Genomic DNA, 20,086 nt, shown 5'->3' on the forward strand with positions numbered 1-20,086 from the left:
CGGGTTGCCGCGAGATGCGCGGATCGAAGGGAGCGCGGTGACGCACGCGCGGGTTGGTTTTGCGCAATCCCGATTTTGAGCGCAGACCGCGTGCTGCCCTCAGGTGATCTGCGAGAATTCCCTGCCTCCCGCCACCACCTGCCGCATGATCGATATCGTCCACAGCCTCGACACCCTGCGCGCGCGCATCCGCAGCTGGAAGCAGCAGGGCCTGCGCGTGGGCCTGGTGCCGACGATGGGCAACCTGCACAGCGGCCACCATTCGCTGGTGCGCCTCGCCCGTGCGCATGCCGATCGCGTCGTCACCAGCGTGTTCGTGAACCCGACCCAGTTCGGGCCGAACGAGGATTTCGCGCGTTATCCGCGCACGCCCGAAGCCGATGCCGACGGCCTTGCCGCCGCCGGCTGCGACCTGATGTGGGCGCCTTCGGTGGAGACGATGTACCCGCTGGGTGTCGACAATGCGGTGCGCATGTCGGTGCCGGGGGTGACCGGGGTGCTCGAAGGCGCGCAGCGCCCCGGGCACTTCGACGGCGTGGCGACGGTGGTGTCGCGGCTGCTCCTGCAGGTGCAGCCCGACGTCGCTGCGTTCGGGCTCAAGGACTACCAGCAGCTGGCGGTGATCCGCCACCTCGTGCGCGATCTGGCGTTCCCGGTCGAGCTGCTGGCAGGTGCCATCGTGCGTGACAGCGACGGCCTGGCGCTCAGCTCGCGCAACCAGTACCTGACTCCGGAACAGCGCGCCATCGCACCGTTGATCCATGCCACCCTGCAGCGCATGCGCGGGCAGAGCCTCGCCGGCGCGCCGCGCGAGGTGGTGGAGGCGCAGGCGCGGGACGCCCTGAATACCGCCGGCTTCGGGGTGGACTACGCGGTGGTGCGCACCCCCGCACTCGGCATACCCGGGGACAGCGATGACATGCGCGTGGCGCTGGTGGCCGCACGCCTTGGAACCACCCGGCTGATCGACAACCTCGGGTTCGGCAGCGGCGGCTGAATCCCGCCGTGGTGTTTGTTGCGATGCGGCAGGGGGTGCATATACTGGCGGCTTCCGCGGACCCCACGTCCCGCAGCTCCCGTTCGCGCGGGCCGATGCCATGCAACTGACCCTGCTCAAAGCGAAGATCCACCGTGCCACCGTCACCCACGCGGAGCTGCATTACGAAGGCTCCTGCGCGATCGACGGGCACCTGCTCGACCTGTCGGGCATCCGCGAATACGAGCGCATCGAGATCTACAACATCGACAATGGCGAGCGTTTCGCGACCTATGCGATCCGCGCCGAAGCCGGCAGCGGGATCATTTCCGTCAACGGCGCGGCCGCGCACAAGGCGGCCTGCGGCGACCTCGTCATCATCTGTGCCTATGGCGCCTGCGACGAGGCCGAAGCCGCGGTGTTCAAGCCGAGCCTGGTGTATGTCGACCGGCAGAACCGGATGACGCACACCAACGACTCGATCCCGGCGCAGGCAGCCTGATGTCGGCGGCGGCGCGACGGCTTCAGCAGGCGCTGGCGCCGCACGCGCGCCGCCTCGCGGATACCCGGATCGCCGGGCTGGTCGGTGCCGATCCGGCGCGGGCAACCGCACTGTCGCTGCGTGTCGGTCCGCTGTATGCCAACTTCGCCCGCCAGCGCTTCGATGACCAGGCGCTGGCCGGCCTGTATGCACTGGCTGCCGACGCAGGCCTGCAGGACGCGTTGCGCGCGCTGTTCGACGGTGCGATGGTCAATCCTTCCGAGCAGCGCCCGGCCCTGCACGTGGCACTGCGCTCCGCGCTCGGCACCACGCCGGTGGCGCAGGACGCACATGCGCAGGCGCGGGGTGCGCGTGCGCGCATGGCGTCGATGGTGGATGCGCTGGCGGCGTCGGCGGTCACCGATATCGTCAACGTCGGCATCGGCGGGTCCGATCTCGGCCCGCGGCTCGTGGTCGATGCCCTCAAGGATGCGCACAGCGGGCGCTTCCGCGTGCACTTCCTGACCAATGTGGACGGCAGTGATGCTTTTCATCGCCTGCGTGGGCTGGACCCGGCGAAGACCGCGGCGATCCTGGTGTCGAAGAGTTTCGGCACCCAGGAAACCCTGCTCAACGGCACCATCCTGCGTGACTGGCTGGGTGGGGGCGAACGTCTGTATGCCGTCAGCGCGAACGTCGAAAAGGCGCAGGCGTTCGGCGTCGATCCCGCGCGCGTGCTGCCGATGTGGGACTGGGTGGGCGGGCGTTATTCGCTGTGGTCGACGGTCGGTTTCGCGATCGCACTGGCGATCGGCATGGACGGCTTCGACGCCCTGCTGGAAGGCGCGGCGGAGATGGACGCGCACGTGCTCGAGGCGCCGCTCGACGCCAACCTGCCGGTGCTGCATGCGCTGACCGCGGTGTGGAACCGCAACGGCCTCGGCCTGCCGACACATGCCGTGCTGCCCTACGACGAGCGCCTCGCGCTGCTGCCGGCCTACCTCCAGCAGCTGGTGATGGAAAGCCTGGGCAAGTCGGTCACCCCCGATGGGGAACCGGCGGACGTGGACACCGTGCCGGTGCTGTGGGGTGGTGCCGGCACCAATTCACAGCACAGCTTCTTCCAGGCCTTGCACCAGGGCACCCAGAGCGTGCCGGCCGACTTCATCGGCACCGTGCGGCCCGATCACCCCTATGCCGAGAACCATGCCGCGCTGCTGTCCAACCTGCTGGCGCAGACCGAGGCGTTGGCCAATGGCCATGCGGCCGAGGATGCGCAGAAGCGCTATCCCGGCAATCGGCCGTCGACGCTGATGCTGCTCGACGCGCTGACGCCGCATTCGCTGGGTGCGCTGATCGCGCTCTACGAGCACAGCGTCTACCTGCAGTCGGTGCTGTGGGGCATCAACGCCTTCGACCAGTGGGGCGTGGAGCTGGGCAAGCGCATCGCCGGCGAGTTGCTGCCGGCGGTGAAGGGCGAGCCGGCGCGGGTGGAGGACCCGGTGACGCGCGCGTTGCTGGCGGAGATCGCCTCGCGGCGCTGACGCCCGCAGCGATCGCGGGTCGCGCGCGATCGGGGAAGAATGGCGATCGGATAACCCCGCGTATTCGGCCGGGGCGCCGTGCCCCGTCTACCCGCTACACGCCGTGCCGGCGCAATGCCCAGTCGACATGCTCGTCGACCAGCGCGTCGCCCGAATGCCGGCGCGAGCGCAGAGCCTCGAGCGTTTCCGCGGTGGTCGGCGCGTTGCCCAGGGCCACCGCGATATTGCGCAGCCAGCGCCGGTGCCCGCTGCGGCGGATCGCCGAGCCCTCGGTGCGCTGCAGGAACTCCTCTTCGGTCCAGGCGAACAGTTCCGCCAGCGTCGCCGTGTCGAGGTTGTTGCGCACGCGGAAGTCGGGCTCGTCGTGGCGCCGGGCGAACTTGTTCCACGGGCACACCAGCTGGCAGTCGTCGCAGCCGAAGATGCGGTTGCCGATCGGCGCACGCAGCGGTTCGGGAATCGGCCCGTCGTGCTCGATGGTCAGGTAGCTGATGCAGCGCCGCGCATCCAGCCGCTGCGGCGCGACGATGGCACCGGTCGGGCAGATGTCGATGCAGCGCGTGCAGGTGCCGCAGTGCGCGGTTGCCGGCGGGTCGACGGGCAGCGGCAGGTCGATGTAGATCTCGCCGAGGAAGAACCACGAACCGCCGTCGCGGTCGATCAGGCAGGTGTGCTTGCCGATCCAGCCCAGGCCGGCATTGCGTGCCAGCGCCCGTTCGAGCACCGGTGCGGAATCGACGAACACCCGGTGCCCGAATGGCCCGACCAGGCCGGCGATGCGGTCGGCGAGCTTCTGCAGCCGGTTCCGCATCAGCTTGTGGTAATCGCGGCCGAGCGCGTAGCGGGCGACGTAGGCACGGCTGCCGTCGGCCAGTGTGCGCCAGCTGTCGTCGTGGTCGTCCGGGCCGTAGTCGAGACCGACCGAGATCACCCGCAGGGTGCCCGGCACCAGCTCCGCCGGTCGCGCGCGGCGATCGCCGTGGCGCGCCATCCATTCCATGGTGCCGTACAGACCTTCGGCGAGCCACGAACGCAGGTGCGCTTCGTCCTCGCCGAGCTCGATGCCGCTGATGCCCATGCGCTGGAAGCCCGCATCGCGCGCAAGATCGCGGATCTGTGCGACCAGTGCATGGGCGTCGAGATCGATCGGACGGGGCGCGGGCGCATTCACCGGCGAAGTATAGAATCGCGCCCATGAGCGAATCCGCACCCGGCGCGTCCGGTTTCCTGTACGCCAACGCCGCGCTGCGGGTGCTGGAGCAGGCCGCGATCGAGGATGCCGGTGGCGACGGATTTGCGCTGATGGCGCGCGCCGGTGCAGCCGCCTGCAGGGTCGCGCTGGCGCGCTGGCCGCAGGCAAGACGGATCGTGGTGGTGTGTGGCCCCGGCAACAACGGCGGCGATGGCCATGTCTTCGCGCGGCATGCGTTGCAGGCCGGTCGCGACGTGCGCGTGGTGCACGCGCAGGCGTACATGCCGCGCAGCGCGCTGGCGCAACGTGCTGCGCGGGAATTCATCGCCGCAGGCGGCAACGTCGGAACGTTCGAGGGCCCGCTTGAGCCCTGTGACCTGGTCGTGGATGCGGTGCTGGGCATCGGCCTCGCGCGCGCGCCGGATGCGGACCTGTCCGCGCTGCTGCACGCGATCAACGCAGCCGATGCGCCGGTGTTCGCGCTCGATGTGCCCAGCGGCGTGGATGCCGGCAGCGGTGAAGTGCACGACGGCGCTGTCCGCGCCACGCTGACGCTGCAGTTCCTTGCCGCGCACCTGGGGCTGCAGACCGGCCCGGCGATCGACCATGCCGGCGAGCGCCTGCTGGACACGCTGCACGTGCCTGCGGCAGTGCACGCGCGGGTGCAGGCCGATGCGCAGTGGTTCGGCCCGGCAGCGCTGGGCGGGTGGTTTCCGCGGCGGCCGCGCAACAGCCACAAGGGCGATGCGGGCCATGTGCTGTGCGTCGGGGGCGACCATGGCAGGGGCGGCGCGGTACTGCTGGCCGCCGAGGGCGCGCTGCGTAGTGGTGCCGGGCTGGTCAGCGTGGCGACGCGCGCAACGCACGTGGCGCCGATGCTGGCGCGCCGCCCGGAAGCCATGCCGCACGCGGTGGACGATGTGTCCTCGCTGCAGCCATTGCTCGATGCCGCCACCGTCGTCGCGGTGGGCCCCGGGCTGGGGACTGCAGCTTGGGGCGAGGCGCTGTACGCGGCGGCGCTCGCAAGTGGCCGGTCGCTGGTCCTCGATGCCGATGCGCTGAACCTGCTCGCCCGCCGTGGTGATCGCCTGCCGGCCGATACGGTGCTGACCCCGCACCCGGGCGAGGCCGCGCGCCTGCTCGGATGCGATGTCGCCGGTGTGCAGCGTGACCGCTACGCTGCGGTGCAGGCGCTGGCAGCGCGCTACGGCTGCTGCGTGATCCTGAAGGGCGCCGGCAGCCTGGTGGCGATACCTCACGGCATGCCACGGCTGATCGCGGCCGGAAACCCGGGCATGGCGGTCGGTGGGATGGGCGATGTGCTGACCGGCTGCGTGGCGGCACTGCGCGCGCAGGGCATGGATCCGTTCGACGCCGCGACCGCGGGTGCGTTGCTGCACGCGCATGCCGGCGACCGCGCGGCCGACGGCGGCGGCGAACGTGGCCTGCTGCCGTCGGACCTGTTTTCCCATCTGCGCAGGGCTGCGAATCCGTGAGTACCGGCCACACCCTGGAGCTGCAGCTCGATGATCCTGCCGCCACCGCCGCACTGGCGGCGAGGCTTGCGGAATCGCAACCGCACGGTGGCGCGGTCGTGCATCTGCATGGCGACCTGGGTGCGGGCAAGTCCACGCTCGCCCGCGCCTGGCTCAGGCACCTCGGCGTGCAGGGCACGGTGCGCAGCCCGACCTATACGCTGGTCGAACGCTATCCGTTGCCCGGTGGGCGGGAGGCGCTGCATCTCGACCTGTACCGGATCGGCGATCCCGGTGAACTGGAATTCCTCGGTCTGGACGAGGCCGCAGGCGCGTTGTGGCTGGTCGAATGGCCGCAGCGCGGGGCCGGGGCACTGCCGGCCCCGGATCTGGCCGTGCATCTGGCGATCGCAGGGGCCGGCCGCGCGATCCGCATCGACGCCTGTTCGCCCACGGGCCGGGCCTGGCTGGATCGGCTGGACGATGCCGCACTTGTGACGGTTTCCTGAACCACCGGCGCAGGAAGGGCCGGCAGGTGGCGGATTCATAAGGGAAAACATCTTGCAAACAAAACCCTCTGGTGCTTGACTACGGCAATGCGCGCCCGGGGAGCTCGAATCCAGGAACTTCTGTTGGGGCTGGCCCTCCTGGCCGGCCTTGTCTGGAGTGTCGTGGCCAAAGCCGCGGAAGTCGGCGGTGTACAGCTCGCTGCCGGCGCCACCGGCACCCGCGCCGAGCTGGTGCTGCCCGCCGAAGTCGAGTTCCGTACCCTCAACCTCGCCGATCCGCATCGGCTGGTGGTCGACCTCCCGGGCACCACGCTGCCACGGAACCTGCAGTTGCCGGCGCCGGCAGGCCTGGTGAAGGCGGTCCGCAGCGGCCAGCCCCAGCCCGGTACCAGCCGGATCGTGTTCGACCTGCACCAGCCGGTGGTCGCGCTGAAGCCGCGTTTCGAGCCCGCCGCCAATGGCGTGCGGCTGGTGCTGGAATGGCCGGACGATGGCGATGTCGTGTCCGGCCCGGCGGTCGCCGCGGCCGTGGCAGGCGCCGGATCGGCTCCGGCTCCGGCCCCGGTGCCCGCTGTGGCCGTACCTGCTGCGCCCAGCGTCGATCCGGTCGCGGCGTCAAACGACGCGACCTCGCGGCTGATCGCCGGGAGCGTGCAGCCGCCTCCCACGCCACGGCCGGCGCCGGCGTCGGTTGCGGCCCGTCCGCAAGGCGATGACGTCGCCGCGTCGAGTGCGGCCACCTCGCGGCTGATCTCGGAAATCGCCGCGTCCCGCGCCACGCCTCCGGCAGCCGCCGCGGCGCAGGTCGCGGCCGCCACACCGCCGCCAGCACGCCCCGCGGCCACTCCCGCGGCCCCACAGCAATCCCCGGCGCCCGCGACGCGCGCACCGCAGGCCAGCGCCACGCCGGCGCCGCCCCTCGCGCGCGCCATCAGCCCCGCCGGCACGCGCCCGCTGGTGATCGCCATCGATGCCGGGCATGGCGGGCAGGATCCCGGCGCGGTCGGCCCGACCGGCCAGCGCGAGAAGGACATCACCCTGGCCATCGCCCGCGAACTCGCGCGGCAGGTGGATGCCACGCCGGGCCTCAAGGCCTACCTGACCCGCGACCGCGACGTGTTCCTGCCGTTGAACCGCCGCACCCAGCTGGCGCGCCAGGCCGGCGCCGACATGTTCATCTCGATCCACGCCGATGCCGCTCCCAACCGCAATGCCAAGGGTTCCTCGGTGTACGTGCTGTCGCTGCGCGGGGCGTCGTCGCAGCGTGCCCGCTGGCTGGCGGACAAGGAGAACGCCGCCGACCTGATCGGTGGCGTGCGCCTGCAGGAAGCCGACGGCACGCTGGCATCGGTGCTGCTCGACCTCACCCAGAGCGGGCAGATGAAGGCATCCGAGGATGCCGGCCAGCATGTGCTCGCCGGGCTCAAGCGTATCGGCAACAACCACAAGCCGCACATCGAGCGCGCCAACTTCGCGGTACTGCGCACATCCGACATGCCGGCGATGCTGGTGGAGACCGCGTTCCTCTCCAACCCGGAAGAGGAGCAGCGGCTGATCGATCCGCGCTTCCAGTCCACCGTGGCGCGTGCGGTGCTCGACGGCGTCAACACCTATTTCTCCAACCAGCCGCCGCCGGGCACGCTGTATGCCGCGCGCGCTGCCGCCGCGGCAGGCAGCAACGGGCAGGGCGGCAGCCCCTGAGCCGGCCGCGGGGCGCACGCGCGGGTGCAGCCGCTATCATCGCGGTTGATCCGTTGCAGCAGACCCCGTGCGCATCCGCCAGCTACCCGAGACCCTCGCCAACCAGATCGCCGCCGGCGAGGTCGTCGAACGCCCGGCATCCGTCGTCAAGGAACTGGTGGAGAACGCGCTGGACGCGGGGGCAGGGCGCGTCGACATCGAACTCGAGGAAGGCGGCGTACGCCTGATCCGGGTGCGCGACGACGGCGGAGGCATCCCGCCCGACGAGCTTCCGCTCGCGGTTTCGCGCCACGCCACCAGCAAGATCGCATCGCTCGACGATCTCGAGGCGGTCGCCACGCTCGGTTTCCGCGGCGAGGCGCTGCCGTCGATCGCGTCGGTCAGCCGCTTCCTGCTGGTGTCGCGTACCGTCGATGCCGCCCATGCCAGCGCACTCGCGGTGGAAGGCGGGCAGCTGGGCGCGCTGGAGCCGAAGGCGCACCCGACCGGCACCACCGTCGAGGTCCGTGACCTGTTCTACAACGTGCCGGCACGCCGCAAGTTCCTGCGTGCCGAGCGCACCGAGCTCGGCCATGTCGAGGACTGGCTGCGCTCGCTGGCGCTGGCCCGGCCTGACGTCGAGCTGCGCATCAGCCACAACGGCAAGCCGCTGCGGCGCTACCGCGGTGGTGGCTCGCTGTTCGAGGACGGCCGGCTTGAGGAAACCCTGGGCGCCGAATTCGCGCGCCAGGCGTTGCGCGTCGACCACAGCGCCGCGGGGCTGCGGCTGTCGGGCTGGATCGCGCGGCCGGCGTATTCGCGCGCCAGTGCCGACCAGCAGCATCTCTACGTCAACGGGCGCGCTGTGCGTGACCGCAGCATCAGCCATGCGGTGAAACAGGCGTACGCCGACGTGATGTACCACGGTCGCCAGCCGGCGTACGTGCTGTTCCTGGAACTCGACCCCACGCGCGTGGACGTCAACGTGCATCCGGCCAAGCATGAGGTGCGCTTCCGCGACGGACGCCTGCTGCACGAGTTCGTCTACCGCACCCTGCAGGGCGCGCTGGCCGACACCCGCGCAGGCCTCGGCGCAGCGGTGGCATCGGATGCGTCGTCACCGCAGCCGTCCCCGACCTCGGCGCTTCCAGCATCCTGGGCAGGCCGCGTAGAGCCCCGCGAACAGTCCAATCTGGCGTTGCGGGTCGACGAGCTGCGTGCCGGCTACGCGGCGCTGTATGGCGCGACGACGCCGGCGCTCGCCGACGGCGTGGCCGTGGTCGCGGGCAGCCAGGCGCTGCCGGATGCCGACGAGCGCGGCATTCCGCCCCTGGGTTTCGCGCTGGCGCAGCTGCATGGCATCTACATCCTGAGCCAGGCCGCCGACGGCCTGATCGTCGTCGACATGCATGCCGCGCACGAGCGCATCGGCTACGAGAAGCTGAAGGCCGCGCACGACAGCGAAGGCCTTCGCATGCAGCCGCTGCTGGTGCCGCAGACGGTGGCGGTGGCCGAACGCGAGGCCGATATCGCCGAACGCGAGGCCGCCGTACTGGCGGAACTCGGCTTCGACGTCTCGCGTGCCGGCCCGCAGTCGCTGCTGCTGCGTGGCGTGCCGGCGCTGCTGGCGCAGGGCGATACCGAGGCGCTGCTGCGCGACGTGCTCGCCGACCTGCGCGAACACGGCCACAGCCGCCGCGTGCGCAGTGCGCGCGACGAGCTGCTGTCGACGATGGCCTGCCATGGTTCGGTACGTGCCAACCGCAGGCTCACCGTTCCCGAGATGAACGCCCTGCTGCGTCAGATGGAGGAGACCGAACGCTCCGGCCAGTGCAATCATGGGCGTCCGACCTGGACGCGGTTCAGCCTGGCCGAGATCGATCGCTGGTTCATGCGGGGACGCTGATGCACAAACACGGGGAACGTCGGTGGGGATGGGGCTGGCTGTGCCTGGCACTGCCGCTCCTGCTGGCCGCGTGTGCGCGGGAGGCAGGCGGCGACATCGGCCCCGCAGCGATCGACCCCGACTACGTGGGCGGCGAACAGCAGTGGCGGCTGGAGCGTGCGCGCGCGCTGCAGGCCGACGATGGCTGGACCACCCTGGTCGGGCTGCACTGGCTCGAACTCAGGGCCCACTACATCGGCAACGGGCCGCGCGCGGGCATCGACCTGGGCATTGGCCCGCCGCGACTGGCGCTGGTGCAGCAGGAAGCGGGCGAGGTGTACCTCACCTCCGAGCGCGGTGTCGCACTGACCGTCAACGGCGAGCCGCTGAAGGGACGGGTGCGGCTGCATCCGGATCGCGATGAAGCACCCACGCGGATCGGCTTCGACAACGGCCGCGGCGAGCTCGGCCTGATCGAACGCGGTGGCCGCCACGCCCTGCGCGTGCGCCACCTCGACGCGCCGGCACGCAGCCGGTTCGCCGGACTGCGGTTCTGGTCGCCGGACCCCTCATGGAGGATGCAGGCGACGTGGGTGCCGCACCCGCCCGGACAGACGCTCGACATCGTCAACATCGTGGGCCAGGTGGACGCGATGCCGAACCCCGGCGCGGTGGAGTTCGACCGCGACGGCCAGTCATGGCGGCTGGAGGCCGTGGACGGCGGCGACGGCCTGCTGGTGATGTTCGCCGACGGCACCAGCGGCCATGGCAGTTACGGCGCCGGACGCTATCTCGATGCCCCGGATCCGGACGGCAGCGGCCGGCTCGTGCTCGACTTCAACCGTGCCTACAACCCGCCGTGCGCCTATGTCCGCCACGCCACCTGTCCGCTTCCGCCGCCGGGCAACCGCCTGCGGCTGGCGATCGAAGCGGGCGAACAGGCGTATCCGGGCGAAGTGCTCTGAAATTCCTCGATCGAAAGGACCTCGCATGAACCTGAAAACATCGTTCGCCGCGCTGACGCTGCTGGGCGCCCTCGCCGCAGGTGGCTTGACCGCCGCGCAGCCTGCCCCGGGCCCGGCGCCGACCGCGGCCGCGAAGGCGCCGCCGGTGCCGTTGCTGTGGAAGGCCAGCAAGGGCGAGGACACCGTGTACCTGCTCGGCACCTTCCATCTGTTGCGGCCCGACGACTATCCGGTCGCCCCGGCAATCGACGACGCACTCCAGGCCTCGCAACGTCTGGTGCTCGAACTCGATCCGGCCGAGATGAACTCGCCCACGCTCGGTCTGAAGATGGCGCAGGCGGGCATGCGCACCGACGGCACCCTGCTCGACAGCGAGCTGCCGCCGGAAACCGCCAAGGCACTGCAGACCTGGCTGGCCGGCAATGCGGCACGGGTGCAGCCGATGGGGCTGACCGCGCAGAGCGTCCAGAGGTTCGAGCCGTGGTTCATCGCATTGACCGTCACCCTGGTGGAGATGACCGGCCACGGCCTCGATCCTTCGCTCGGGCTCGACAGCCACCTAGCGCAGCGTGCCGCCGAGGCCGGCAAGGAGACCGTCGGGCTGGAAACCGGCGAGGCGCAGATCGCCTTCCTCGATGGCATGCACCGCCCCGAACAGCTCCAGTTCCTGCGCGAGGCGCTGGACTCCAGCGGCGAGAAGGGCGCGCAGGAACTCGACCGCCTGCATGACGCCTGGCGCCGCGGCGACGAGCGCACGTTGTGGAACGAGATGGCGGTGCGCATGCGTACCGAATACCCGGCGCTCTATCACCGCATCAACGTTGCCCGCAACGACGCGTGGCTGCCGAAGATCGAGGCGCTGTTCGCCGAGCCCGGCGACAGCCTGGTCGCGGTCGGCGCGCTGCACCTGCTCGGCGAGGACGGCGTGGTCCACAAGCTGCAGCAGCGTGGCTACGAGGTGGAGCGCGTGGAACCGGCGACGCCTTGAACCCGCCCGATCCCGCGCCCGTCTACCGGCAGGCGGTCGATGCGCTGAACCGCAGCGACTGGCCGCGCGCCTACGCGCTCGCGTCCTCGCTGCTGCCGCGCTGCGACGACCACGGCGGCGTGCATTTCGTCGCCGGCGTGGCGGCGGTGCACCAGCACGACAACCGTCGCGCGTATGCGCACCTGCGACGCGCCGTGCAGCTCAGTCCCACGCGCCCGGACTACCTCGCCCAGTTCGCGCGCGTGCTGTCCGGCGCACGGGCGATGCGTGAGGCCTTGGAGGCAGCGCGACACGCCGTGACGCTGGACCCTTCGGATCCGATCTCGCTCGATACGCTGGGCGTGGTGTTCAGCCAGTGCAATGCCTATGCGGATGCGGCGGCGATGTTCGCCAAAGCGGTGCAGCTGCAGCCGGGTGCCGCCAACATGCGCTTCAACCTGGCGACGGCGCTGATGTTCGTCGGTGACCTCGACGGGGCCGAGCGCGAGTACGAAGCCTGCCTTGCCCTCGACCCACGTTACTGGAAGGCGCACCTGGCGCTGTCCCAGCTGCGACGCCAGCAACCCGGAAGCAACCACATCGAGCGGCTGCAGGCTCTGCTGGCCACGGCCGACGGCGCCGCGGGCAGGCTCTACATCAACCTCGCGCTGGAAAAGGAACTGTCGGATCTTGGCGAGCATGCGCGCTCCCTGCAGCATCTGCGCGCCGGCAAGGCCGCCTGGCGGTCGACCCTGGACTACGACATCGGCCGCGACCAGCGGGTCTTCGACGCGGTGCGGCGCGCGTACGACGCCGCACCGCAGCGCACGGGGCACCAGAGCGCGGAGCCGATCTTCATCCTCGGCATGCCGCGCTCCGGGACCACCCTGGTCGAGCGGATCCTGTCCAGCCATCCGGATGTCGCCTCGGCCGGCGAGCTGCAGAATTTCGGCGTGGCGCTCAAGCGCCTTTCCGCAAGCACCACGCCGCCGATGCTCGACGAGGACACGCTCACGCGGGCGGTCGAGGTGGATCCGGCCGTGCTCGGGCGGCAGTACATCGACAGTACGCGCCCGCTCACCGGCAGCAGCCCGCACTTCATCGACAAGCTGCCGCACAACTTCCTGTATGCTGGATTCATCGCACGCGCGCTGCCGGAGGCGCGCATGATCTGCCTGCGACGCGACCCGATGGACACCGTGCTCGGCAACTTCAGGCAGCTGTTCGCGCTGTCGTCGCCGTACTACGACTATTCGTTCGACGTCGTCGATACCGCCCGCTACTACGTGCTGTTCGACCGGCTGATGGCGTTCTGGCACGAGCGCCTGCCCGGGCGCATCCTCGAGGTGCGATACGAGGACGTCGTCCGCGACCAGGAAGCGCAGACGCGGCGGCTGCTCGACCATTGCGGCCTGCCCTGGGATGACGCCTGCCTGGCCTTCGAGAAGAACGCGGCACCGGTGGCGACCGCGAGCCTGGTGCAGGTGCGCTCGCCGATCTACGACACCTCGATCGGCCGCTGGAAGCGTTACGGCGACGGGCTCGACGATGCGCTCGCGGTGCTGCGCGAGGCGGGACTGGTCGATACGTCGGCCTGAGCGGCGTCGGCAGGCGCGTCGCCCGGCGGCGGCACCAGCACGATGCAGTCCACCGGACAGGCCGGCACGCACAGTTCGCAGCCGGTGCACAGCGGCTCGATGACCACGTGCATGCGCTTGGCGCCGCCGATGATGGCGTCGACCGGGCAGGCCCTGATGCACCTGGTGCAGCCGATGCAGTCGGGCTCCACCACCAGCGCCACCAGCGGCGGCCTGTGCAGCCCGCGAGCGCGGTCGTAGGGACGCGGCACGCGACCCGTCGCGTGTGCAAGCGCGCGGGCGCCGGCATCGCCACCCGGCGGGCAACGGTCGATATCGGCCTCGCCCATCGCCATCGCCTCCGCGTACGGGCGGCAACCGTCGAAGCCGCACTGGCCGCACTGGGTCTGCGGCAGCAGGCGGTCGAGGCGTTCGACAAGCAGGGCGGGAGCGGTCATTCGATGCGGGTGCGCGGACAGGTGGGCATTATCGCCGCCGCGGGCGCGCCCTGCCGGGTTCAGGCAATGCGCCTGCCGCGGTACCAGCGTTCGTGGGCAAGTGCCAGCATCGGCCGGTCCTCACGGCTGTCGCCGTATGCGTACACGCGCTCGAATGCCGCGGGATCGAATCGCGCGCGGATTTCGCGTGCCTTGCAGGCGCCCAGATCGTCGCCCTGGTAGCGCCCGGTCAGGCGACCGTCGAGCTGTTCGAGCCGGTTGCAGACAAGGTCGAATCCATGGGCCTCGCACCATGGCGCGAGGTAGAGGTCGAGCGAGGCCGATACCAGCACCAGCGCATGGCCCTGCTCGCGGTGCCATTCGATCCGCCGCAACGCCTCCGGCCGCACCAGCCCGGGAAGTTCGTCGCGCGCATAGTCGACAGCGTGTTCGGCGATCTCGCCAGCGTCACGACCGGCGAAGGCGAAACGCGTCACCCGGCGGCGGATGCCGGCCGCCGGGACCACGCCGGCGCGATAACCGACGAGCCACGGCCCGATCGCCCATCGCGCCCGCACCAGTTGCGCGGGCGTCGCGACGCGGCGCAGGAACCGCGAATAGGTATCGCAATGGGTGACCGTGTGGTCGAAATCGAACAGCGCCAGCTGCCGCGACGGGCCATCCATGGCGTCGTGGTTCAGCGCACCGGCATGCCGGGCGCGGCGGCCTCGTCGGCGGACAGCAGCGCAAGCGCGCCACCATCGAAGCCGGCCGACAGGATCATCCCTTCGCTCAGGCCGAAACGCATCTTGCGCGGCGCGAGGTTGGCGATGAACACCACGTTGCGGCCGACCAGTTGCTGCGGTTCGCCATAGCTTGCGCGGATGCCGGAGAAGATCTGCCGGGTGCCGAGCTCGCCGGCGTCCAGTTCGAAGCGCAGCAGCTTGTCGGAGCCCTCGACGAACTCGCAGGCGAGCACCCTGCCGATGCGCAGGTCGAGCTTCGCGAAGTCGTCGATGCCGATGGTGGGAGCGCCCGCGGCGGCATCCGCCGGAGCGGGCGCAGGTTTCGCCTGGGGCGCAGGCGTGGCGACGGGGGCTGCGGCCTGGTTGAGGGTGTCGCGGGAGGCTTCGGTCATGGTGTCGATGAGCTTGGGGTCGATGCGGGTGAACAGGGGCGTGTAGGGCTGGATGACGTGGTCGCGCAGCGGTTGTGCGAGCTCGTCCCAACCGGCGACGGGCGCCGACAGGAAGGCTTCGGCTTCGGCGGTGGTGCGCGGCAGGATCGGTTTGAGGGCCCCCGCCAGCACGCGGAACAGGTTGAGGCCCTGGGTGCACACCGCCTGCAGCTCGGTATCCGCGCCGTCCTGCTTCGCGATCACCCACGGCTTGCGTTCGTCGATGTAGCGGTTGGCTTCGTCGGCCAGCGCCATGGTCTGGCGGATCGCGCTCGCCGGGTCGTTGCGGGCGTATGCCTCGCGGATCGGGCCCAGTGCGGCGACGAAGCGCTGGTACTGCACGGGATCGGGGAGTTCCCCGGCCAGTCGGCCGTCGAAGCGCTTGTGGATGAAGCCCGCGCAGCGGCTGGCGAGGTTGACGAACTTGCCGACCAGGTCGGCATTCACCCGGGCGACGAAATCGCCGAGGTTGAGGTCAAGGTCGTCGACGCCGCCGGAGGACTTGGCGGCGAAGTAGTAGCGCAGCGCTTCCGGCTCGAGACCGCTGTCGAGGTAGGTGCGCGCCATCACGAAGGTGCCGCGCGACTTCGACATCTTGGCGCCGTCCACGGTCAGGTAGCCGTTGACGTGAAGCCGCGTCGGCGCGCGGTGGCCGGCCCCGTGCAGCACCGCAGGCCAGAACAGCCCGTGGAAGTTGACGATGTCCTTGCCGATGAAATGGTGCAGCTCGATGTCGGAACCGGGCGAGAGCACGCGCTCGAAATCCTCGCCGTTGCGTTCGCACAGTGCCCTGTAGCTGGACAGGTAGCCGATCGGCGCATCCAGCCACACGTAGAAGTACTTGCCCGGGTGGCCGGGGATCTCGAAGCCGAAATAGGGCGCATCGCGTGAGATGTCCCAGGCGCGCAGGCCGCCCTCGGCATCCAGCCATTCCATCAGCTTGGCCTTGACGCCGGGCAGCGCGACGTCGCCGGCGAGCCACTCGCGCAGGAAGCCCTCGAAATGGCCGACCTCGAAGAAGAAGTGTTCGGAGTCGCGCAGTTCCGGCGCCACGCCGGACAGCACCGAACGCGGTTCCTTGAGGTCGGTGGGCGAATAGGTGGCGCCGCAGGATTCGCAGTTGTCGCCGTACTGGTCGGGCGTCGCGCACTTCGGGCAGGTGCCCTTGATGTAGCGGTCCGGCAGGAACATGCCCTTGGCCGGGTCATAGAACTGCGCCACCGACCGCCGGCTGATATGGCCGGCCGCATCCAGGCGCGTGTAGAAGCGCGCGGTCAGCTCGCGATTGGTCTTTGAGTGCGTGGAGTCGTAATGGTCGAAAGCGACGCCGAAGGCGGCGAAGTCGGCTTCGTGGCCGGCCTGCACGCTCGCGATGAAGGCTTCCGGCGTCACCCCGGCCTTCTCGGCGGCCAGCATGATCGGCGTGCCGTGGGTGTCGTCGGCGCACACGAAGCGGACCACATCACCGGCGAGCCTGCGCCCCCGCACCCAGATGTCGGCCTGGATATAGCCGACCAGGTGACCCAGGTGCAGCGGGCCATTGGCATAGGGCAGGGCGGTGGTGACGAGGGCGTGGCGCGACATGGACGGCATCGATACGGAAGTTGGCCGATTATCGCATGCGGCCCTGCCGCAGCCGGGCCGCACAACCGGCAAGGGCGGTCTGGCGCACCCTGGAACGCAAACGGCCCGACAGATGCCGGGCCGCTATGACTTCCGCGGTGTGGACCCCCTACTCGCGCTGCCACACCTGCTCGCGGCAGATGAAGGCCACGCAGCCGGAAACGCCAAGTCGGTTGTTGTCGATCAGCTGGGCCTTCGACCGGTAGGTCTTGCCCTTGGTCGGGTCGAGGATGGTGCCCCCGGCCCAGGCGTTGGTGCCATCGGCGCGCAATCCCCACAGGATGGTCATGCCCTGGATGGGCTTGTCCTTGTTGGCGCCGGTGCAATTCTCGCAGGTCGGGTTCGGGCCGCGGTCGGATTGCAGGATTTCGACGACCGTACCCGACAGCGAGCCGTCATCGAGCTGCCGGATCTCGACGATCGACTTGGCGCGGCCGGTCTCGTCGTCGATGGTCTTCCAGCGGCCGGTGGGGCCGGACTGTGCGAACGCCAGCGCCGGGAGCAGACCCAGAAGCAGGACCCACTTGGAAAATTTCATTGTGTTCTCCGTATCGCGGATGGCCCGCCTGGGCCGGAAAGATAAGCGCCTGGCCGACGCGAGTCCATGAAGACAGCGACCCCGCCGGAGCGGGGTCGCTGGATGGTGCAAACCCGGTGGTCAGCGCTGCCCGAACAGGTAACGCGCCTCGAGGTAGACCGCGCGTCCGTACACGTTGAAGTTGTTCGAGTTGTACGGTGCCCCGCTGGTGCCGGGGTAGGACCAGTCCATCGGCGGCATCTTGTTGAACAGGTTGTTCACCAGCAGGGAGAACTGCAGCTCGTCGATCGGAGAGAACGAGACGGTCGCGTTGTACACAAGATGCGAGGGCAGCTTGCGTGACAGCGGATCATCGTAGTTGCCCACCACTTCCGCACGATAGTTCGGCGTCTGGCTGAACCAGTTGGCGTACAGCGTGGTCGCCCAGCGGTCGGTGGACCAGGTCACCGAAGCGTCGGCCTTGCGCTTGGGATCCGCGCTCCAGTACGGATCGTTCAGCAGGTCGATGTTCGGGTCTTCGGCGTACTGCTGGTACTGATGGTCGAGCTTCTGCGTGTAGTTGCCGCGGAACGACAGGGAGCCGATGCCGACGTCCATGGTGTAGTTCAGGCCCGCCGTGATTGCTTCCAGCGTCTGCCGGGACACGTTGATCTTCGGCGTGTAGATCTCGGTAACCAGGTTGGTGGCCGGGTTGCGGGTGATCTGCGACAGCGTGGCGGTGCAGAGCTGCGAATTGATGTCGTCGATGCCGGTGCGGCAGCGGTATTCCTGCAGCATCAGGTTGTTGGAGCTCTGCTGGGTGACCTCGTCGGAGATATCCCAATTGTGGTAATCGACGTTCAACGACATGCGCGCGATCGGCGACCACACCACGCCCAGGCTCCAGACGTCAGCATTGATCGGTTGCAGGTCGAGGCTGCCTTCCTGCGTGCCGAACACCTGCCGGTTGCTCAGCGCCGCCGGGCATTGCGACGTGTTGCCGGGCTCGAAGCCCAGCTGGTTGCAGCGGTAATAGTCGGTCACGAAGGTGTAGTAGCCGCTCTCGCCCTGGTACAGGTCCGACAGCGTCGGCGAGCGGAAGGCCGTGCCGTACTTGCCGCGCACCAGCAGCTCATCGATCGGACGGTATTCGAGGCCAAGGCTGTACGTCGGCTTGTCGATGGTGCTGCCGCCGTCCGGCTTGAAGGCGTCGTAGCGACCGGACAGCGTCACCGTCAACGGCTCCAGGACCGGCATGCGCAGTTCGGTGGTCAGCGCATAGCGATCGCGCTCGCCGCCACCGGAGACCGCGGTGGTGCCCCAGATCGTGCCGTCGAGGTAACCGGGATCCGGGTCGTAACGCCATTCCTGGCTACCCGCTTCGGCGACCACCGCAAGCCCGGCATCGCCGCCCGGCAGCCCGAACAGCTGGGCGTTGGTGATCTGGAAGCGCAACATCTGGTCGACGGTCTTCGACTGCGATGTCGCGTAGCCGGTCAGCCGTGCGAAATCGTCCGGGGACATCGGCTGATAGAACGCAGCGTAGTCCGGCGAATAGACCGGGTATGCGCCGTAGAGCGGGTCGAGACCGAGCTGCGGCCCCAGCACGCGATCGCGGAAGTAGGCGTCCATCGGACCGGCCCAGCGAACGAAGCCGACCTCATCGAGCTCGTAGTCGGTGCGGGTGAATCCGACGTCGTAGTCCCACGTGGAGTCGCCCAACACGCCGTTGACGCCCAGCGAAACGCGGGTGGACTTGCTCTCGTCGAACTGCATCGAATTGTCGAAGCCTCCGGGGCCCATGTCCTCCGGAGCAAAGGCACGCTGCAGGCTGACGAGGTCGTCGAGGTCCGGGTCGTAGAAGTAATACCCCATCGATTCGGTGTTGCTGCCCCACCAGGTGTAGTTGGAACCGACGTGGTAGCCGACCTTTTCGTCGGAATGCAGCACATTGGCGTACAGCTGCGTGCTGTCATTGATCTCGAAGGTCAGGTTGCCGTAGACCTGGGTCGCTTCCTTGCTGTTGCGCAGGGTGCGGTAGCCGGGTGTGGAGAACGAGCCGCAGTAGTATTCGTCACCGAAGCCGGGACGCCGTTGCAGCCCCACGGTGCCTCCGAACTGGCCGGTGACGTTGGCACAGTTGTTGGGGTCCAGGAAGCGGTAGCTGTTGAACGGGCTGACCACCAGATAGTCGCGACTGGCGAGCGGCGCGGAAGTACCGTTCGTGTTGAACTGGCTGGTGAGCTCGCGGTCGTAGCCCCAGATCGCGTCGCGGTCCTCGTACTGGATGCCCAGCAGGGCATTGGTACGTCCATCCGCCGACTGGAAACCGGTGGCGAAACTGGCACGGAAGCTGTTGCCGCCGCCCTCGCTGTAGGTGCCACCGCGGATATTGAGCGCCGACCCGTTCATCTCCTTCTTCAGGATGACGTTGATGACGCCCGCGATCGCGTCGGACCCGTAGAGCGACGACTGGCCGCCAGGCAGAATCTCGATGCGGTCGATGAGGTCGACCGGAATGCCGCTGATGTTGTTGAAGGTGTCGCTGCCGTTGTACAGGGCCGGGTAGTTGGCCATTGGCCGGCCGTCGATCAGGTATTTGACATATCCCGGCGGAAGGCCGAACAGGCTGATTGTTTCCGCGCCCTGGGTGAACGAGGCCGACGACTGTGAGCCCTGTACGCCACCGGTCGAGAACGCGCTCTGTTGCAGGATGTCGGCGACGCTGGCAAAGCCGCGCGCCTGGATGTCTTCGGCGGTGATCACCGTCACCGGTGTGAAGGTCTCGATCTGTGCCTGGGGAATCAGCGACCCGGTCACCGTGACGCGATCAAGGGTCCGGGCGTCCTGCGAATCCTGCGTCCCATCCTGTGCCACGACCGCGGCAGAGGGGATCATCAGGGCGGCGAGAAGGGCCGTGGTCAGCCGTGATCGGCGTGCTGCATGAACTTTCATTCAGTCTTCCTGTTCTGCAAGTAGATGAAACCCAAGAACTTTCTTGGCGCTGCAGTGTTGTCAAGACGCAAATCCCCGGCAACGGGCCGAACCTAACACGCATTAAACGCCGGTGTCACATATGAA

General features: G+C 69.1%; 15 protein-coding genes and 1 pseudogene. 10 read left to right on the forward strand and 6 right to left on the reverse strand.

Annotated elements, in window-relative coordinates:
• The first annotated feature begins 145 nt into the window (after positions 1-145).
• The 3 genes from panC to pgi all read left to right on the forward strand — a co-directional run bounded on the left by panC (position 146) and on the right by pgi (position 3,001).
• Complete coding sequence (gene panC, locus LDO11_RS05200; RefSeq protein ID WP_232140603.1) at positions 146-997, forward strand: pantoate--beta-alanine ligase; 852 nt, start codon at positions 146-148, stop codon at positions 995-997.
• Between the two features lie 100 nt (positions 998-1,097).
• Positions 1,098-1,478, forward strand: coding sequence for an aspartate 1-decarboxylase (panD, locus tag LDO11_RS05205; RefSeq protein WP_232140604.1), 381 nt, complete (start codon positions 1,098-1,100; stop codon positions 1,476-1,478).
• Positions 1,478-3,001: a glucose-6-phosphate isomerase gene (gene pgi / locus LDO11_RS05210; protein WP_232140605.1), complete on the forward strand. Its 1,524-nt coding sequence runs from the start codon at positions 1,478-1,480 to the stop codon at positions 2,999-3,001. Before panD ends, pgi begins: the two co-directional genes overlap by 1 nt.
• Before the next feature lie 94 nt (positions 3,002-3,095).
• On the opposite strand, the gene queG is transcribed toward pgi, so the two are convergent.
• Entirely contained in the window at positions 3,096-4,172 is a 1,077-nt protein-coding gene (queG, locus tag LDO11_RS05215; RefSeq protein ID WP_129136194.1) for a tRNA epoxyqueuosine(34) reductase QueG, read from the reverse strand.
• Between the two features lie 23 nt (positions 4,173-4,195).
• Between queG and LDO11_RS05220 the strand changes: the two genes are divergently transcribed.
• The 7 genes from LDO11_RS05220 to LDO11_RS05250 all read left to right on the forward strand — a co-directional run bounded on the left by LDO11_RS05220 (position 4,196) and on the right by LDO11_RS05250 (position 13,272).
• Positions 4,196-5,689, forward strand: coding sequence for an NAD(P)H-hydrate dehydratase (locus LDO11_RS05220; protein WP_232140606.1), 1,494 nt, complete (start codon positions 4,196-4,198; stop codon positions 5,687-5,689).
• Positions 5,686-6,177 carry a tRNA (adenosine(37)-N6)-threonylcarbamoyltransferase complex ATPase subunit type 1 TsaE gene (gene tsaE / locus LDO11_RS05225; RefSeq protein ID WP_435574602.1) on the forward strand — a complete coding sequence of 164 codons (492 nt, stop codon included), beginning with the start codon at positions 5,686-5,688 and terminating at the stop codon, positions 6,175-6,177. Before LDO11_RS05220 ends, tsaE begins: the two co-directional genes overlap by 4 nt.
• 87 nt (positions 6,178-6,264) lie before the next feature.
• On the forward strand, positions 6,265-7,878 hold the full coding sequence (locus LDO11_RS05230; RefSeq protein ID WP_232140607.1) for an N-acetylmuramoyl-L-alanine amidase: 1,614 nt from the start codon (positions 6,265-6,267) through the stop codon (positions 7,876-7,878).
• A 67-nt stretch (positions 7,879-7,945) separates the two neighbouring features.
• Complete coding sequence (gene mutL, locus LDO11_RS05235) at positions 7,946-9,763, forward strand: DNA mismatch repair endonuclease MutL (protein ID WP_232140608.1); 1,818 nt, start codon at positions 7,946-7,948, stop codon at positions 9,761-9,763.
• Positions 9,763-10,707: a DUF1684 domain-containing protein gene (locus LDO11_RS05240; protein ID WP_232140609.1), complete on the forward strand. Its 945-nt coding sequence runs from the start codon at positions 9,763-9,765 to the stop codon at positions 10,705-10,707. The genes mutL and LDO11_RS05240 overlap by 1 nt, the downstream gene beginning before the upstream one ends.
• A 25-nt stretch (positions 10,708-10,732) precedes the next feature.
• Positions 10,733-11,695: a TraB/GumN family protein gene (locus LDO11_RS05245; protein WP_232140610.1), complete on the forward strand. Its 963-nt coding sequence runs from the start codon at positions 10,733-10,735 to the stop codon at positions 11,693-11,695.
• Positions 11,692-13,272 carry a tetratricopeptide repeat-containing sulfotransferase family protein gene (locus tag LDO11_RS05250; RefSeq protein WP_232140611.1) on the forward strand — a complete coding sequence of 527 codons (1,581 nt, stop codon included), beginning with the start codon at positions 11,692-11,694 and terminating at the stop codon, positions 13,270-13,272. The genes LDO11_RS05245 and LDO11_RS05250 overlap by 4 nt, the downstream gene beginning before the upstream one ends.
• A gap of 29 nt (positions 13,273-13,301) precedes the next feature.
• Here the strand turns inward: LDO11_RS05250 and rnfB are convergent.
• The 5 genes and pseudogenes from rnfB to LDO11_RS05275 all read right to left on the reverse strand — a co-directional run.
• Positions 13,302-13,709, reverse strand: a pseudogene (gene rnfB, locus LDO11_RS05255) (Rnf electron transport complex subunit RnfB); the annotation flags it as partial.
• Between the two features lie 59 nt (positions 13,710-13,768).
• A complete protein-coding gene (locus tag LDO11_RS05260) occupies positions 13,769-14,374 on the reverse strand; it encodes an HAD family hydrolase (protein ID WP_232140612.1) in 606 nt (201 codons plus the stop codon).
• Positions 14,375-14,385: 11 nt separating this feature from the next.
• The gene (gene metG / locus LDO11_RS05265; protein WP_232140613.1) at positions 14,386-16,449 is read right to left on the reverse strand and encodes a methionine--tRNA ligase; all 2,064 of its coding nucleotides are present in this window, start codon (positions 16,447-16,449) and stop codon (positions 14,386-14,388) included.
• Positions 16,450-16,597: 148 nt separating this feature from the next.
• Positions 16,598-17,026 (reverse strand): DUF2147 domain-containing protein, encoded by a 429-nt coding sequence (locus LDO11_RS05270; RefSeq protein ID WP_343226097.1) that lies wholly within the window; start codon positions 17,024-17,026, stop codon positions 16,598-16,600.
• Positions 17,027-17,146: 120 nt separating this feature from the next.
• Positions 17,147-19,960, reverse strand: coding sequence for a TonB-dependent receptor plug domain-containing protein (locus tag LDO11_RS05275; protein WP_232140614.1), 2,814 nt, complete (start codon positions 19,958-19,960; stop codon positions 17,147-17,149).
• Between the last annotated feature and the right edge of the window lie 126 nt (positions 19,961-20,086).

This window comes from Alterluteimonas muca (genome assembly GCF_021191595.1).
GTDB classification, from domain to species: Bacteria; Pseudomonadota; Gammaproteobacteria; order Xanthomonadales; family Xanthomonadaceae; genus Luteimonas; species Luteimonas muca.